Consider the following 14,018-nt stretch of genomic DNA (forward strand, 5'->3'; position numbering starts at 1 on the left):
TCACCTAGAAGTTACCCACCCCTGTGGGTCGAATGCGCGGCCTTGATACCGCATTTCAAAGTATAAACCCGATTGCTCGTTACCGCCGCTATTGCCTGCTGTGGCAATGGTGTCGCCTGCCTTGACCAGATCGCCGGCGCGCTTCAATACCGACTGGTTGTTGCCATAGATCGTCATGTACTGGTTGCCATGGTCCACGATGATCAGATTGCCGAAACCGCGCAGCCAGTCCGCAAAGACCACCCGTCCGGCCGCCACCGCCCGCACCTCCGCACCTTCCTGGGCGCGGATGAACAGACCCCGGCTGGTCGGTCCGTCACCGCGGCGGCTGCCGAATTTCGCCGTCAAATCACCCCTGACCGGCAGATGCAATTGTCCGCGCAGGCTGGCGAAGGGCTTGCCGAAGTTGTCCGTCTGCGGCTCCGGCACCGTGTCATTACGGCCCAACGATGCCTGTTGCGGCGGTTCGTCATCATCGATGGCGTCGGCCGGGTCCGGCATCTTCGGCGCCGGCTTGCCCTCCTTGGCGGCCTTGGCCGCTTCGGCGGCGCGCTTCTCGGCGCGGGCGCGCTGCTCAGCCAGACGCTTCTCACGTTCGGCCTTGGCTTTGGCCAATTGTTCCTGGCGACGCTTCTCGCGGGCCTCGGCTTCGGCCTTTTTCTGTTGCTCGATGATCTGCGCCAGCTTGTCCACCAGGCTGGAGAGGCGCTGCTGGTCCTGCTCGATGCGGCCGGCTTCCTGGCGCTGGGCGTTGAGTTTGGTGGAAAGCTGCGACAGCAGGGTCTGGCGGCGGCCTTTTTCGCGCTCCAGCACCTTTTTCTGCTCCAGCTCTTCCTGGGCGATTTCTTCTAGTTCGAACTTGGCGTTCTGGGTATCGGCCTTGTTGGCGCGAATGGCCTGCTGGTTGGCGCGCAGCGTCTCGATCAGCTTGGCCTGGGCTTGCGATACATAGCCCATGTACTGCAGCTCGCGGTTGATGCGATTGGGATTGTCACCCGAAAGCAGCAGCTTGATGCGGTCTTCATTGCCGGCCACGTACTGTTCGCGCAGCAGCTTGGAGAGCTGCGCCTGCTGGGCGTTGACCAGCGCGGTCAGTTCATTGAGCTGGCGTATGAGCTGGTTCAGGCGCGCCTCGGTCTGCTGCTGCTCCTGCGCCAGGTCGCGCAGGGAGCGGTTGGCCTTGGAGATGGCCTGCTCGGAGGCTGCCAGCGCATCGGCGGCATTGTCCTTGGCGGTCTCGGTATGGTCGATGTCGCGCTTGAGATTGGCCAGGCGCTGCTGCAGGTCGGCGCGTTCCTTCTCGGCGGCCTGCTTCTGCCGGGCGCGCTCGGTGATCGGCTGGGACTGCGCAGCTGCCGTGGCCAGCAATAGCGCCAGCCCCGCCAGCCAGGGGCGAATGCCTCCCCGCGACACGCCGGAGAAGCCTCCGCAACGCGCCTGCGTGGTGCACTTGCCTGGAAAAGACGCCGCCTGTGCGGCCGGCGTCTCGCGGAAGGGAGACCGTTTTATGTCGACTTCCCTTGGTTGGCCACGGCCTTGAGCGCTGCCTCGATGGCCGACTGGTCGCCCAGGTAGTAGCTCTTGATGGGCTTGAGGTCGGCGTCCAGTTCATAGACCAGCGGCTGGCCGTTGGGGATGTTCAGGCCGACGATGTCGTTGTCGCTGATGCCGTCCAGGTACTTGATCAGGGCGCGCAGGCTGTTGCCGTGGGCCGAGATGATGATCTGCTTGCCGGCGCGGATGGCCGGGGCGATAGAGTCATTCCAGGCCGGCAGCACGCGCGCCACGGTATCCTTGAGGCACTCTGTCAGCGGCACCTGCTCACGCGACAGGCCGGCGTAGCGCGGGTCGCCAAAGGCGTCGCGCTCCTCGCCCGGGGTCAGCGGGTTGGGCGGGGTATCGTAGCTGCGGCGCCAGACCAGCACCTGCTCGTCGCCGTACTGGGCGGCGGTCTCGGCCTTGTTCAGACCCTGCAAGGCGCCGTAGTGGCGTTCGTTCAGGCGCCAGTCGTTCTTGATGGGGATGTACATCTGGTCCATTTCATCGAGCGTGGTCCAGAGGGTGCGGATGGCGCGCTTCAACACCGAGGTATAGGCCAGATCGAAGGAGAAGCCGGCTTCCTTGAGCAGCTTGCCGGCCTGGCGGGCTTCAGCCACGCCCTTCTCGGTCAGATCGACGTCAACCCAGCCGGTGAAACGGTTGGCCAGGTTCCAGGTCGATTCGCCGTGGCGCATGAATACGATTTTGTACATAGCAGGACTAGTTTCTGATGATGGATAAACCGATGCGGCTGCCCGAAGGTCGCATACGCGGAACCGGGCGCAAACCTTAGACTGTTCTCATGCAAACCGCGAATGCTTCTATTTTATAATGCCGGGATTCAGTAAACTCATTGGACTGCCGTGAAATTCATCATCGACAATATTTTCCTGATCGCTCTGGCCTTGGTCTCGGGCGGCGCCCTGCTGGTTCCCTACCTGCAGCAACGCGGCAACAAGCTCAGCCTTCTGCAAGCCACGCAGATGATCAACCAGGGCAAGGTGCTGGTGCTGGACGTGCGCGAGGCCGAGCAGTTCGCCGCCGGCCACCTGCGCGACGCCCGCAACATCCCGTTGAAAGAGTTGCCGCAGCGCATCGGCGAACTCGACAAGCTCAAGGGCCGTGCAGTCATCGTGGTCTGCCAGACCGGCACCCAGGCCAACCGCGCCGAGGCGTCCCTGAAGAAGGCCGGCTTCAACGAGGTCTACGGCCTCAGCGGCGGTATCGCTGCCTGGCAAGGCCAGGGCCTGCCGCTGACCACCAAGGAGGCCGCCAAGTGAGCGCCCCAGTGAAGATGTACTGCACCGCCGTGTGCCCGTATTGCATGATGGCCGAGCGCCTGCTCGCCAGCAAGGGGATCACGCAGATCGAGAAGATCCGCGTCGATCTCGACCCTCAGCAGCGTGAGCTGATGATGCAACAGACCGGCCGCCGCACCGTGCCGCAGATCTACGTCGGCGACACCCATGTCGGCGGCTTCGACGATCTGAGCGCGCTGGACCGCGCCGGCAAGCTGGACCCGCTGCTGCAAGCCTGAGGCCAGGGCAGCACCCTTCCCCTTATCGATTCACCGAACCTGAAAGAGATCCATGTCGGAACAGAACCAAGAAGCTCAGCAGCAACCCGTTTTCCAGATCCAGCGCGTCTACCTCAAGGACCTCTCTCTGGAACAGCCGAACTCCCCGGCCATCTTCCTGGAGCAGGAAGCCCCTTCGATCGAAGTCTCGGTGGACGTCGGCGCTGAAGCGCTGGCCGAAGGCGTGTTCGAATCGACCGTGACCATCACCGTGACCGCCAAGGTCAAGGACAAGGTCGCCTTCCTGGTCGAGGGCAAGCAAGCCGGCATCTTCGAGATCCGCAACGTGCCGGCCGAACAGCTGGACCCGCTCCTGGGCATCGGCTGCCCCAACATCATCTACCCGTACCTGCGCGCCAACATCGCCGACGCCATCACCCGCGCCGGTTTCCCGCCGGTACACCTGGCCGAGATCAACTTCGAGGTGTTCTACCAACAGCGCCTGCAAGCGCTGGCCGAGCAACAGGGCGCGACCCTGGTCAACAACGGCTCTACCGCCGTCAACTGATCCACGCAGCCCACCTGTCCGCCTGCCGGGCGGCCGCGTCAGCGCGGTCGCGCCCGGCATGACGCCAAGCCGCCGCAGCAGCCGCTGCGGCGCTTTCCCTTCTGCGGAGACTTTTTCCATGACACGCCTGCCCCTGATTCTTTCCGCCACCCTGCTGGGTGCTTTCCTGGCCAAGGACGCCCTGGCCCTGGACTTCAAATCGGTCGGCGCCGCCCCCGCCATCATGTACGACGCGCCTTCCGAAAAGGGCCGGCGGGTCTATGTCGCGCCGCGCGGCATGCCGGTCGAAGTGGTGCTGACCTATGGCGAATGGAGCAAGGTCAGGGACGCCGCCGGCACGCTGTCCTGGATTTCCTCCAAGGCACTCACGCCCAAGCGCATGCTGGTCGTCTCGGCAGCCAATGCACGTGTCTACAATGCGGCCGACGAGAGCAGCCCGGTGGTCTTCACGGCCGACAAGTCGGTCTTGCTGGAAATGCTGGAAAGTCCCAACAATGGCTGGGTCAAGGTGCGCCACCGCGACGGCCAGACCGGCTTCGCCAAGGCCGGCGATGTCTGGGGCGACTGAGGCAGGACCACCATGAAGATCACCATCCTGGGCGCCGGTGCATGGGGCACGGCCCTGGCTATCCCGTTGGCGCGCAAGCATCAGGTCACGCTGTGGGGACGCAATGCCCAGGCCATGCAGGCAGCTGACCGGCAGCGCGAGAACAGCCTCTACCTGCCCGGTTTCCCGCTGCCCGAGGGCCTGGTCGTGACCGCCGACTTCGACGCGGCGGTACGCCACGTCTGCGACGACCCTGCCGATTCCCTGCTGATCGCCGCGTCGTCGGTATCGGGCCTGCGCGAGCTGGCCGGTCATCTGCGCGCCTATCCCATCCCCAATCTGGTCTGGCTGTGCAAGGGACTGGAAGAAGGCACCCGCCTGCTGCCACACCAGGTGGTGCAGGACGTGCTGGGACCGCAACTGGCCGCAGGCGCCCTGTCGGGCCCCTCCTTCGCCCAGGAAGTGGCGCGTGGCCTGCCCTGCGCGCTGACCATCGCCGGCGCCGATGCTGCCTTGTGCGAGCGCGTCGTGGCGGCGGTCCACGGCAACAACATCCGCATCTATTCCAGCGACGACCTGATCGGGGTGGAAATCGGCGGTGCGGTCAAGAACATCCTGGCCATTGCCACCGGCGTGGCCGACGGGCTGGCCTTGGGGCTCAATGCCCGCGCCGCCCTGATCACGCGCGGCCTGGCCGAGATCACCCGGCTCGGGGTGGCGCTGGGGGGACGTGCAGAAACCTTCATGGGACTGTCCGGCGTGGGCGACCTGATCCTGACCTGCACCGGCGACCTCTCGCGCAACCGGCGGGTCGGCCTGGGGCTGGCGCAGAACAAGAAACTGGACGATATCGTGGCCGAACTCGGTCACGTGGCCGAAGGGGTGCGCTGCGCCCAGGCGGTGCGTGCGCTGGCGCGCGAAAAAGGCGTCGAGATGCCGATCACCGATGCGGTGGCGGCGGCCTTGTTCGACGGCGTGTCGGTACAGGAGATGGTGGCGCGGCTGCTGGCGCGTGATGCGCGCGAGGAAAGCCTGTAGCGCCAGCTGCCGGCCTGGCAGCAAGGTTCACCAAACCTCACCGCAGGCGACAGCGGAGAAAATGACAGCCGGAGCGAACCGCCTCCGGCTGTTTCTTATCGTGCGAGCATCAACCCTGAAGCAGGGCCGGTTCAGCGCGCGATGATGTCGCTTTCCATCTTGGGCCGCTTGAAGTGCTGGGGCGAGCCCCCTTCGAGCGCGTCATCCATCTGCTTGGAGATCTTGTCGTAGCGCGCATGGCAATCGTCGTCCTGATGGGCTGCTTCGGCGCTCTTGAGGCGCTTGGACAGGCGAGTGCTGCGCGCTTCCCCGCCCATGACGTATTGTTGGGCGGCGCGGCCGGCGTGGTGATTGTTCGTGGTCTTGTTGCGTTGTATGGCTTGCATCGTATTTCCTCTTACGTCGCTGACGCTCAACGTTCTCCCGTCCTGAGTTTTTTCGGAAGAACCCGCAGCGCCCCGGAAGATGTTGCTCACTGCCTTGATCCCGGGAAACTGCTCCAGATACACAAGCGCGGCCTTTCTTGACAGCGCTTTAGGTATGTAACGCCCGAGCGGCGATTTGGAATACGCGAAAAGTCAGTATTTTGTCAGCCAAATTGAAATTACTTTGAGGAAACGTTTTATTGCGGCTTTGCAAAACTTCGCCAAACCCGCCTCCATCAAGGCTGACAGGCTTGTCAGTGGGACTGCGATTGTGCACTTTTCCTGAACAAAAAGACCGCAAAAAAAGTGTTGCGAAAAGTATCCATCTTCACTTTTCCGCTCCAAAAAACGACGGAAGATTAGCTCGCAGGAATCTTTATCAGCCACTGCGAAAGCTCAGCAATGCACCGGCACAGGCCGTCCCAGGTCGGCAGGAATCAGCGAAAAGACCTTGGCATCCCGCGGCTCTCCATGAAAGACCAGGCGATTGCGCGCCAGGCATTCCAGCGTCGCCCCGGTCTTCTCGGCCACGCGCTGGCTGCGCAGGTTGCCGGCCTGGGCGACGATCTCCAGGCGGGTCAGCCCGGTATGGGCAAAGGCGAAGACCGCCGCAGCGCGCGCGGCCACGGCGGCGATGCCGCGTCCGGTATAGCCCTCGCGTATCCAGTAGCCCAGGTTGGCCATCTGGTTCAACGCGCTGACCTGGTTGATGGCCACCGACCCGATCACCAGCCCGCGCGCCCGGTCGACGATGTTGAAGTCATAGGCCGCCTCGGCCTGCCATTGCTCGATGGCGCGCTGGAGGAACAATTTGGCATCGGTCAGGTTGTAATCAGGGGTGCACCAGGCTTCCCACTGGCTGATGGTGTGGATGGACTGATGCACCGCGTCGTACAGCGCCGGTGCTTCGCGCAGCCCGAGCGGGCGCACTTCGATGTCACGGTCGCAATAGATGATTTGTCGTTCGCGGTCGATGGCGTGGTGCATGGCGGCCCGGGGTCGTGTGCTTGGCTCCATCTTAGCCAAATCGCGGCGCCTGCGGCCAGCCCTTCAGGCCAGATGCGGATGCAATTGACCCAGGTGGGTGATGACGGCGACCTCCTCGGGCAAGTCGGGATGCACGCCATGCTCTTGCAGGGCGATCACCTTCATCCCCGCCGCCAGGCCGGCCTGCACGCCTGGCAGGCTGTCTTCCACCACCGCGCAGCGCGCGGGCGGCACGCCCAGGCGTTCGGCGGCAAACAGGAACAAGGCGGGATCGGGTTTCCAGCGCTGCACGTCGTAGGCGCTGAAGATGCGTCCCTGGAAATGCGGCAGCAGGCCGGTCACCCGCAGGCATAGCTCGATCTTGTGGTGAGGGGCGTTGGAGGCCAGCGCGAAGGGGATCTGCAGCTGCTCCACCATCTCCAGTGCGCCATTGATAGGCTGCAGGTGCTGCTCCAGCATCACGCCCATGCGCGTGCGCAGCTCCTGCTCGAAATGCGCCGGCAGCGCCTGGCCGCGCAGTTGCGCGACATGGGCGATGCACCAGTTCATGCTCACGCCCCGAAAGCGCGCCAGGGCGTCCTCGGGGGTGAGCTGCACGCCGTAGGTGGCTACATATTCGGACCAGGCCCGGGCCGCGACCACTTCGCTGTCCACCAGGGTGCCGTCGCAGTCGAAGATGACCAGTTCGGGCGAGGTGGCGAAATCGTTCATTGCTGCTCCTTGTCTACAGGGCGAGGCCGCCCTCTCCAAGGAGCCGCCAGCGCCGTCAAAGTTCGCCGTAGGAATGCAGTCCCGAGAGGAACATGTTCACGCCCAGGAAGGCAAAGGTCGTCACCAGCAGGCCCACCAGCGCCCACCAGGCCGCGGCCTGGCCGCGCAGGCCCTTCATGAGGCGCATGTGCAGCCAGGCGGCATAGTTGAGCCAGACGATCAACGCCCAGGTTTCCTTGGGATCCCAGGACCAGTAGCCGCCCCAGGCTTCGGCGGCCCACAGCGCACCCAGGATGGTGGCAATGGTGAAGAAGGCAAAGCCCACGGCGATGGCCTTGTACATCACGTCGTCCAGCACCTCCAGCGAAGGCAGGCGGTCCGCCAGGTAGCCCTTCTGCCGCAGCAGGTAGGCCACCGCCACCATGGCCGCCAGGGCGAAGGTGCCATAGCCGATGAAGTTGGCCGGTACGTGGATCTTCATCCACCAGCTCTGCAATGCCGGCACCAGGGGCTGGATCTCGGCGGCATCCCGCGAAACGGTATACCACATCAGGAAGGCCACTGCTGCGGTGATCACGGTCAGCACGAAGGCGCCCAGCTGGCGGGTGGCGTAGCGCTCTTCGTAATACAGGTAGAACAGCGCCGTGATCAGGCAGAACAGGACGAAGACTTCATACAGGTTGGAAATGGGGATGTGCCCCACGTCCGGCCCGATCAGGTAGGACTCGTACCAGCGCACCATGAGACCGGTGAACCCCAGCACCACGGCGGCCCAGCACAGGCGCGAACCGATCGCGTTGCCGGTGCCGGCGGTGGTGGCCAGGCCGCCCCAGTAGAACAGCGTGGACAGGCAGAACAGCGCGCTCATCCAGAGGATGGCGGACTGGCTGGAGAGCATGTACTTGAGGAAGAATTTCTTGTCGGCCAATTCCAGCGCGCCGCCATACATGGCGATGGCGCCCAGCGAGAGCACGGCGATGACCAGCATGAGCAGACGCACCGGTTTCCAGTGCCAGCCCAGCCAGGCGAAGGTCGGCGCAGCCAGCAGCAGCACCGCCTTTTCGTAGTAATCCATATAGCTGCCGAAGCGACCGAAGGCGTACAGCGAGCCCGCCACCAGGGCTGCTGCGTAGATCCAGTCGAGCACGCCGAGGCGGCGGAAAAAACCTTGCTCTTCGGCGTAGGCCTGGTTGTGTTGCGTCAGTTCCATTGCTTTCTCCACTGCTGCGAGGTCGGCGATACCGGCGATACCGGCCAAGACAGCACAGTCATTCATATATCCCGGATGATAACCGTCATCGTCCGGCTGCAAGCGCTTGTCATGCAGAGGGCGGCGGGGCGGCGTTGCCGGACACCCTGGCCTTCATCTGCTCGAATTCCTTGTCAAAGTCCAGCGTACGGCGCTGGGTACTCATGGCCAGCAGCGCCTGGCTGCCCTGGCCATCGGCGGCCGGCTTGATCCAGATCCACAGGCGGCGCTCGCGGATGTACAGCATCGCGAACACGCCCAGCACCAGGAACAGGCAACCCAGATAGACCACCTTCTTGCCCGGCGAGCGGGTCACCTGCAGCACTGAGGCCTTGATTTCCTCGAAGCTGGACAATTGCAGGAACACCGGCGCCGGGTAGAAGGCCGCATCGGCCAGCGCATTGATGGCCAGCTGCAGGTAGCGTCCATGCGCCTCGTCGCTGGCCACCGGCTCCAGGCCATCCTGGGCGCGGGCGGCTTGCCACAGTTCCCACATGCTGCCGTTGAGGATCTTCATGAAGATGTCGGCGGCCTTCTCCTGCTCGGCGGCGGGCAATTGTTCCAGGAAGCGTGTCACGGCAATGTAGCCGGAGACCTTGCCGTCACCGGCGAAGATGGTCAGGCCGCGCAGGGCCGATTGCTGCAACTGCTCGCGCAATACCGGCGAAGCCTCGCGTCCGCTGCTGATGGCCTGGCGGGCATAGCGGCGCGCCGCTTCCTCGCGCAGGGCCGGATTGGCCAGGGCCGCGCGCAGGCGCATCCATTCGGCCACGCTGTCATTGTCGTCGGCTGGAATGCGCAGGTAGCGGAAAGGCTGGTCAGGCTGCTCGCGCATGCCGGCCAGGAAGACATAGGCGCCATCGATGGGCAGCGACTGCATGTAGTTGAAGTATTCGCGCGCCTGGCCGGTCTTGTCGCGCAGCTTGTACTGCACACTCGGACCGACGTTCTTGAAGTCCTTGCTGTTGGCGTTCTTGGCGCTGGAGCCCAGATGCTTGTCCAGGCTATCCATGAGGCCACGATTGACGCTCTTGCCCACATTGACGGCCCGCGCATCCCCCGAGGTCGAGCCGCCGCCAGCGCCGGACGCCTGCATGTTCTCCACGTTGAAGGGGCGGAAGCCGCTCCATTCGATGGTGTAGTCACCCAGGCCCGCCGGCAGCGCGGTGCTGCCATTGACCACGCCGGACAGAGCGAAGTGGCTGTTGGCCCCGCCGCGCATGGGATAGCCGACCAGCTTGAGCTTGCTGCCGCCGTCCTCGAAGCTGGACTGGTAGATCGCCACCCCCTTGTAGATCAGCGGTTCGTTGACCTTGATGGTGGCGGCGGTCTCCTTGCCGGTTTCATGGTCGCGCACCACCACCTCGCTGGCAAAGAGCTTGGGCATGCCGGTCGAGTAGAAGTCGATGATGAAGCGCTTCAACTGGATGGTGAAAGGCAGGTCCTGGATCATCACGCCATCCTTCTGCGGGATGATGGCGGTGCTGCTGCTGGCGCCTTCCGGAATGAGGGTGTTGCCACGGAAGGTCGGATTGTTCAGGCCCAGGCGATAACGTTCGGGAATCTCGGCGATGATGCCGTTGCCGGCAAAGGCCGACTTGCCATAGAACCATTGCTGGAAGCGGATCGGCAAGTCCGAATCGAGCAGCCCGCCCAGGCAGATGATGACGATGGCCGCATGCGCGAAGATGTAGCCCCACTTGTTGGCCGCTCCCTGCTTGGCCGCCAGCAGCGTGCCGCCTTCCTTGTCGGCCAGGCGGGTCTTGTAGCCGCGGGCACCGACCTGGCGGACCAGCCGCGCAGCGGCCTCGGCCGGCGCTTCGGCGGTGTGCCACTCATGCTTGTGATGGAAGTTGCGCAGCGACTGCTCGCGCACGTTGTCGCGCCAGCTCTTGACGTCGCGCAGCATCTTGGGCGCGTTGCGGGCAATGCACAACGACGTGGACAGCACCAGGAAACCCATGATCAGCAGGAACCACCAGGCCGAATAGACGGCATACAGCCCCAACTTGCCAAACACCTCGAACCAGAACGGTCCGAACTGGTTCACGTAATTGGGCATCGGCTCGTTCTGCTTCATCACCGTGCCGATCACCGAGGCGATGGCGATGAGGGTCAACAGGCTGATGGCAAAGCGCATCGAAGAGAACAGCTCGACGGCTTCACTCAACCATCGCTGCCGGGTCCTGATCTGGATTCCTTGGGTACTGCTGCCCGTCGTCATATTCCTGCCTTACCGGGCCCGCGCTGGCGGACCCGCTTACCTGGGGGGATCGCCCTGCCGGACGGCAAGGGATGCGAACCCGGAATTCTACCGCTCCCGGGGAAAGTCCGTGACGCCAGTCTGCGTAGCACGTCCATGCCGGCGCTCATCGGTCGTGGCGCTGGTGCGGCAAGGCAGCATCATGAGGGCTGCCGCGCCGGACTGCCACGACCTGCGTCAACCCTCATGAAAAAAGGCGGCACGCCGGCCGCCTCTTCCCTGCCCTGCCGCATGGCGGCCCGGCTGCTTACTTCAGGCCGGCGATGTAGTCGGCCACGGCCTTGATTTCCTTGTCCGAGAGACGCTCGGAGATGGTGGTCATCTGCACGCTGTTGGTACGGGCGCCGCCACGGAAATTGGTCAGCTGGGCCACCGTGTAGTCCTGGTGCTGGCCGGCCAGACGCGGATACTGGGCCGGGATGCCAGCGCCGTTGGGGCTGTGGCAGCCAGCGCAGGCCGGCACGTTCTTGGCGGCGATGCCGGCGCGCCAGATGTGCTTGCCCAGGTCGATGGTGTCCTTGTTCTTGGCTGCGCCCGGCTTGGGGGCCTGGGCGGCCAGGAAGGCGGCGACGTTATGGATGTCTTCGTCCGACAAGGCCTTGGCCATCGGCGACATGACCGGATTGTTGCGGTCGGGGGTGCGGAAGTTCAGCAGCTGCTTGGCGATGTAGGCCTCGTGCTGGCCTGCCAGCTTGGGGTTCTGGGTGATGGTCGAATTGCCGGCCGCACCGTGACAGGATACGCAGGCCACGATGTTGCGGGCGCTGTCGCCATTGGTATAAAGGGCTTCGCCCTTGGCCGGGTCGGCCTTGACCGCGGCTTTCTTGTCATCAGCCGCGTGGGCTGTGCTGGCCACTGCCAGGAAGGCAGCAAAAACGGAGTACAACAGTGGGGAAAAGGCACGGTTCATTCGTCACCCTAATACTTATTGTGGAATTGAGAGATTTTGCCCGTTCGGCGGCTAGCTGCCCCTAAACCAAATGCCTGTTGTTTGACCTGTCTCCAATGGCCGCCATATTTTTTACTTGCCTGGCGTCAACGAGGCGTTGGGTTTCGGGCCATTGTACAATAGCTTCTCCGCGTTTTTCCCTCCTCTTTCGGATTTCCCCCCACCATGTCGCAACTTTGGCAAGCCCGTTTCTTCACCACCGTCAATCACCTGCGGGATCTGCCCAAGACCAGTGTGCCGGAAATCGCCTTCGCCGGTCGTTCCAATGCCGGCAAGTCCAGCGCCATCAACGTGCTGTGCAACCAGAAGCGCCTGGCCTTTGCCTCCAAGACGCCGGGCCGCACCCAGCACATCAACTATTTCTCCATCGGCGGCGCCCACGTGGGCCAGCACCGCAATGACGAGGCGCGCCCGGACGATATCCGCGCCATGCTGGTGGACTTGCCCGGCTACGGCTACGCCGAGGTGTCGGGCTCGGCCAAGCACCACTGGCAAGCCCTCTTGGGCGACTACGTGCGCCAGCGCGAACAGCTGGCGGCGCTGGTGATGATCGTCGATTCGCGCCGCCCCTTCACCGACCTCGATATCCAGATGATCGAGTGGTTCGCCCCCACCGGCAAACCCATCCATTGCATCCTCAGCAAGGCCGACAAGCTCAACCGCAACGAATCCACCAATGCCCTGCGCCAGGCCCAGACCTACCTGCAAAGCTATGTGGATGAGAAGGGCCAGCCCTTCCCGTTCACGGCGCAACTGTTCTCGGCCCTGAAACGCACGGGCCTGGAAGAAGCCAACGACAAGATCCTGGAACTGGCCGGCCTCACGGCAGAGGCCGACCCGGCGCAGGTGGCCACTCCCGCCGCCGCGGCCGGCGACGCTGCTGCTGACGCAGCACAGCAAAGCTGATCGCCGACAAGGCGCATCGGCTCAGCCAGGAGTAAAAAGCATGGACAAAAAAAACCCCGGAGAACAGGGATATTCTCCGGGGCCGAATGCCTTTCGCTTGCACGATCGGCCCCGCTCAGGGAGGGAAGGGGAAGCGGGGGGTGAATGAATCACCCGCAGCTAAGGTAAAGTATCTCGAGGGAAAGTTGTTCATCCTGTAATTCAAAGGAGGCAATTTTCCGAAGATAACGATGAATAGCTCGAAAATATTCCAAGATAACGTCAAACATCATCTATTTTGAAAGAATGCCCATGTCTTTGACCGACTTCAGTTCCAACGCCGGCTACCCCGCCCTGCGCATGCGCCGCATGCGCCGCGACGCCTTCTCGCGCGCCCTCATGGCCGAAAACGTCATCACCAGCGCCGACCTGATCTATCCCGTCTTCGTCCAGGAAGGCCAGAACCTGCGTACGCCCGTGGCGTCGTTGCCGGGCGTGGAACGCCTCTCGCTGGATGCGCTGCTGCCGGTGGCCGAAGAATGCGTGAAGCTGGGCGTGCCGGTGCTGGCGCTGTTCCCGGTGATCGACCCGGCCCTGAAGACGCCCGACGGTATCGAAGCCACCAACCCCGACGGCCTGGTGCCGCGCGTGGTGCGCGCCCTGAAGGACCGTTTCCCCGATCTGGGCATCCTGTGCGACGTGGCGCTGGACCCCTACACCAGCCACGGCCAGGATGGCGTGCTGGACGAGACCGGCTACATCCTCAACGATGAAACCTTGGCGCTGCTGGTCAAGCAGGCGCAAACCCAGGCCGATGCCGGCGTGGACGTGGTCGCCCCTTCGGACATGATGGATGGCCGCATCGCCGCCATCCGCGCCATGCTGGAAGCCCAGGGACACATCTACACCCGCATCATGGCCTACTCGGCCAAGTACGCCTCGGCCTTCTACGGTCCCTTCCGCGACGCGGTCGGCTCGGCCGCCAACCTGGGCAAGGGCAGCAAGGCCACCTACCAGATGGATCCGGCCAACAGCGACGAAGCCCTGCGCGAGGTGGCGCTGGACCTGCAAGAAGGTGCCGACATGGTCATGGTCAAGCCTGGCATGCCCTACCTGGACATCGTGCGCCGCGTGAAGGATGAATTCCGCGTCCCCACCTTCGCCTACCAGGTCAGCGGCGAATACGCCATGATCAAGGCCGCCGCCCAGAATGGCTGGCTGGACCACGACAAGACCATGATGGAAGCCATGATGGCCTTCAAACGCGCCGGTGCCGATGGCGTGCTGACCTACTTCGCGCTGGACATCGCGCGCAAGCTCAAGCAAGGCTGACACCGCCCG

15 protein-coding genes are annotated in these 14,018 nt (G+C 63.8%); 7 read left to right on the forward strand and 8 right to left on the reverse strand.

Going from position 1 to position 14,018, the window contains the following annotated elements; genetic code table 11:
• Entirely contained in the window at nt 1-1,413 is a 1,413-nt protein-coding gene (locus BGK68_RS04495) for a murein hydrolase activator EnvC family protein (RefSeq protein ID WP_075256106.1), read from the reverse strand.
• Between the two features lie 92 nt (nt 1,414-1,505).
• Nucleotides 1,506-2,252 (reverse strand): 2,3-diphosphoglycerate-dependent phosphoglycerate mutase, encoded by a 747-nt coding sequence (gpmA, locus tag BGK68_RS04500; RefSeq protein ID WP_075256107.1) that lies wholly within the window; start codon nt 2,250-2,252, stop codon nt 1,506-1,508.
• A gap of 150 nt (nt 2,253-2,402) precedes the next feature.
• Here gpmA and BGK68_RS04505 point away from each other — a divergent pair, with 150 nt between their 5' ends.
• The 5 genes from BGK68_RS04505 to BGK68_RS04525 all read left to right on the forward strand — a co-directional run bounded on the left by BGK68_RS04505 (nt 2,403) and on the right by BGK68_RS04525 (nt 5,208).
• The gene (locus tag BGK68_RS04505; protein ID WP_075256108.1) at nt 2,403-2,819 is read left to right on the forward strand and encodes a rhodanese-like domain-containing protein; all 417 of its coding nucleotides are present in this window, start codon (nt 2,403-2,405) and stop codon (nt 2,817-2,819) included.
• A complete protein-coding gene (gene grxC / locus BGK68_RS04510) occupies nt 2,816-3,076 on the forward strand; it encodes a glutaredoxin 3 (protein ID WP_013232210.1) in 261 nt (86 codons plus the stop codon). The genes BGK68_RS04505 and grxC overlap by 4 nt, the downstream gene beginning before the upstream one ends.
• A gap of 52 nt (nt 3,077-3,128) precedes the next feature.
• A complete protein-coding gene (gene secB, locus BGK68_RS04515) occupies nt 3,129-3,623 on the forward strand; it encodes a protein-export chaperone SecB (protein WP_013232209.1) in 495 nt (164 codons plus the stop codon).
• Between the two features lie 118 nt (nt 3,624-3,741).
• On the forward strand, nt 3,742-4,191 hold the full coding sequence (locus BGK68_RS04520; RefSeq protein WP_075256109.1) for an SH3 domain-containing protein: 450 nt from the start codon (nt 3,742-3,744) through the stop codon (nt 4,189-4,191).
• A 12-nt stretch (nt 4,192-4,203) separates the two neighbouring features.
• Nucleotides 4,204-5,208, forward strand: coding sequence for an NAD(P)H-dependent glycerol-3-phosphate dehydrogenase (locus BGK68_RS04525; RefSeq protein WP_075256110.1), 1,005 nt, complete (start codon nt 4,204-4,206; stop codon nt 5,206-5,208).
• A 131-nt stretch (nt 5,209-5,339) separates the two neighbouring features.
• On the opposite strand, the gene BGK68_RS04530 is transcribed toward BGK68_RS04525, so the two are convergent.
• The 6 genes from BGK68_RS04530 to BGK68_RS04555 all read right to left on the reverse strand — a co-directional run bounded on the left by BGK68_RS04530 (nt 5,340) and on the right by BGK68_RS04555 (nt 11,753).
• The gene (locus BGK68_RS04530; RefSeq protein ID WP_041309953.1) at nt 5,340-5,594 is read right to left on the reverse strand and encodes a hypothetical protein; all 255 of its coding nucleotides are present in this window, start codon (nt 5,592-5,594) and stop codon (nt 5,340-5,342) included.
• 435 nt (nt 5,595-6,029) lie between these two features.
• Complete coding sequence (locus BGK68_RS04535) at nt 6,030-6,620, reverse strand: GNAT family N-acetyltransferase (protein WP_075256111.1); 591 nt, start codon at nt 6,618-6,620, stop codon at nt 6,030-6,032.
• Nucleotides 6,621-6,683: 63 nt separating this feature from the next.
• Nucleotides 6,684-7,331 carry an HAD family hydrolase gene (locus tag BGK68_RS04540; RefSeq protein WP_075256112.1) on the reverse strand — a complete coding sequence of 216 codons (648 nt, stop codon included), beginning with the start codon at nt 7,329-7,331 and terminating at the stop codon, nt 6,684-6,686.
• 55 nt (nt 7,332-7,386) lie between these two features.
• Entirely contained in the window at nt 7,387-8,541 is a 1,155-nt protein-coding gene (gene ccsB / locus BGK68_RS04545) for a c-type cytochrome biogenesis protein CcsB (RefSeq protein ID WP_075256113.1), read from the reverse strand.
• Nucleotides 8,542-8,650: 109 nt separating this feature from the next.
• Nucleotides 8,651-10,804, reverse strand: coding sequence for a cytochrome c biogenesis protein ResB (locus BGK68_RS04550; protein WP_075256114.1), 2,154 nt, complete (start codon nt 10,802-10,804; stop codon nt 8,651-8,653).
• 286 nt (nt 10,805-11,090) lie between these two features.
• Nucleotides 11,091-11,753: a c-type cytochrome gene (locus BGK68_RS04555; protein WP_075256115.1), complete on the reverse strand. Its 663-nt coding sequence runs from the start codon at nt 11,751-11,753 to the stop codon at nt 11,091-11,093.
• Nucleotides 11,754-11,957: 204 nt separating this feature from the next.
• Between BGK68_RS04555 and yihA the strand changes: the two genes are divergently transcribed.
• Together yihA and hemB are read left to right on the forward strand one after the other, a co-directional pair.
• On the forward strand, nt 11,958-12,698 hold the full coding sequence (yihA, locus tag BGK68_RS04560; protein WP_075256116.1) for a ribosome biogenesis GTP-binding protein YihA/YsxC: 741 nt from the start codon (nt 11,958-11,960) through the stop codon (nt 12,696-12,698).
• A 291-nt stretch (nt 12,699-12,989) separates the two neighbouring features.
• Nucleotides 12,990-14,009 (forward strand): porphobilinogen synthase, encoded by a 1,020-nt coding sequence (gene hemB, locus BGK68_RS04565; RefSeq protein ID WP_075256117.1) that lies wholly within the window; start codon nt 12,990-12,992, stop codon nt 14,007-14,009.
• Nucleotides 14,010-14,018 lie beyond the last annotated feature (9 nt).

The organism is Herbaspirillum camelliae, from assembly GCF_001929405.1.
Classification (GTDB): domain Bacteria; phylum Pseudomonadota; class Gammaproteobacteria; order Burkholderiales; family Burkholderiaceae_D; genus Herbaspirillum; species Herbaspirillum seropedicae.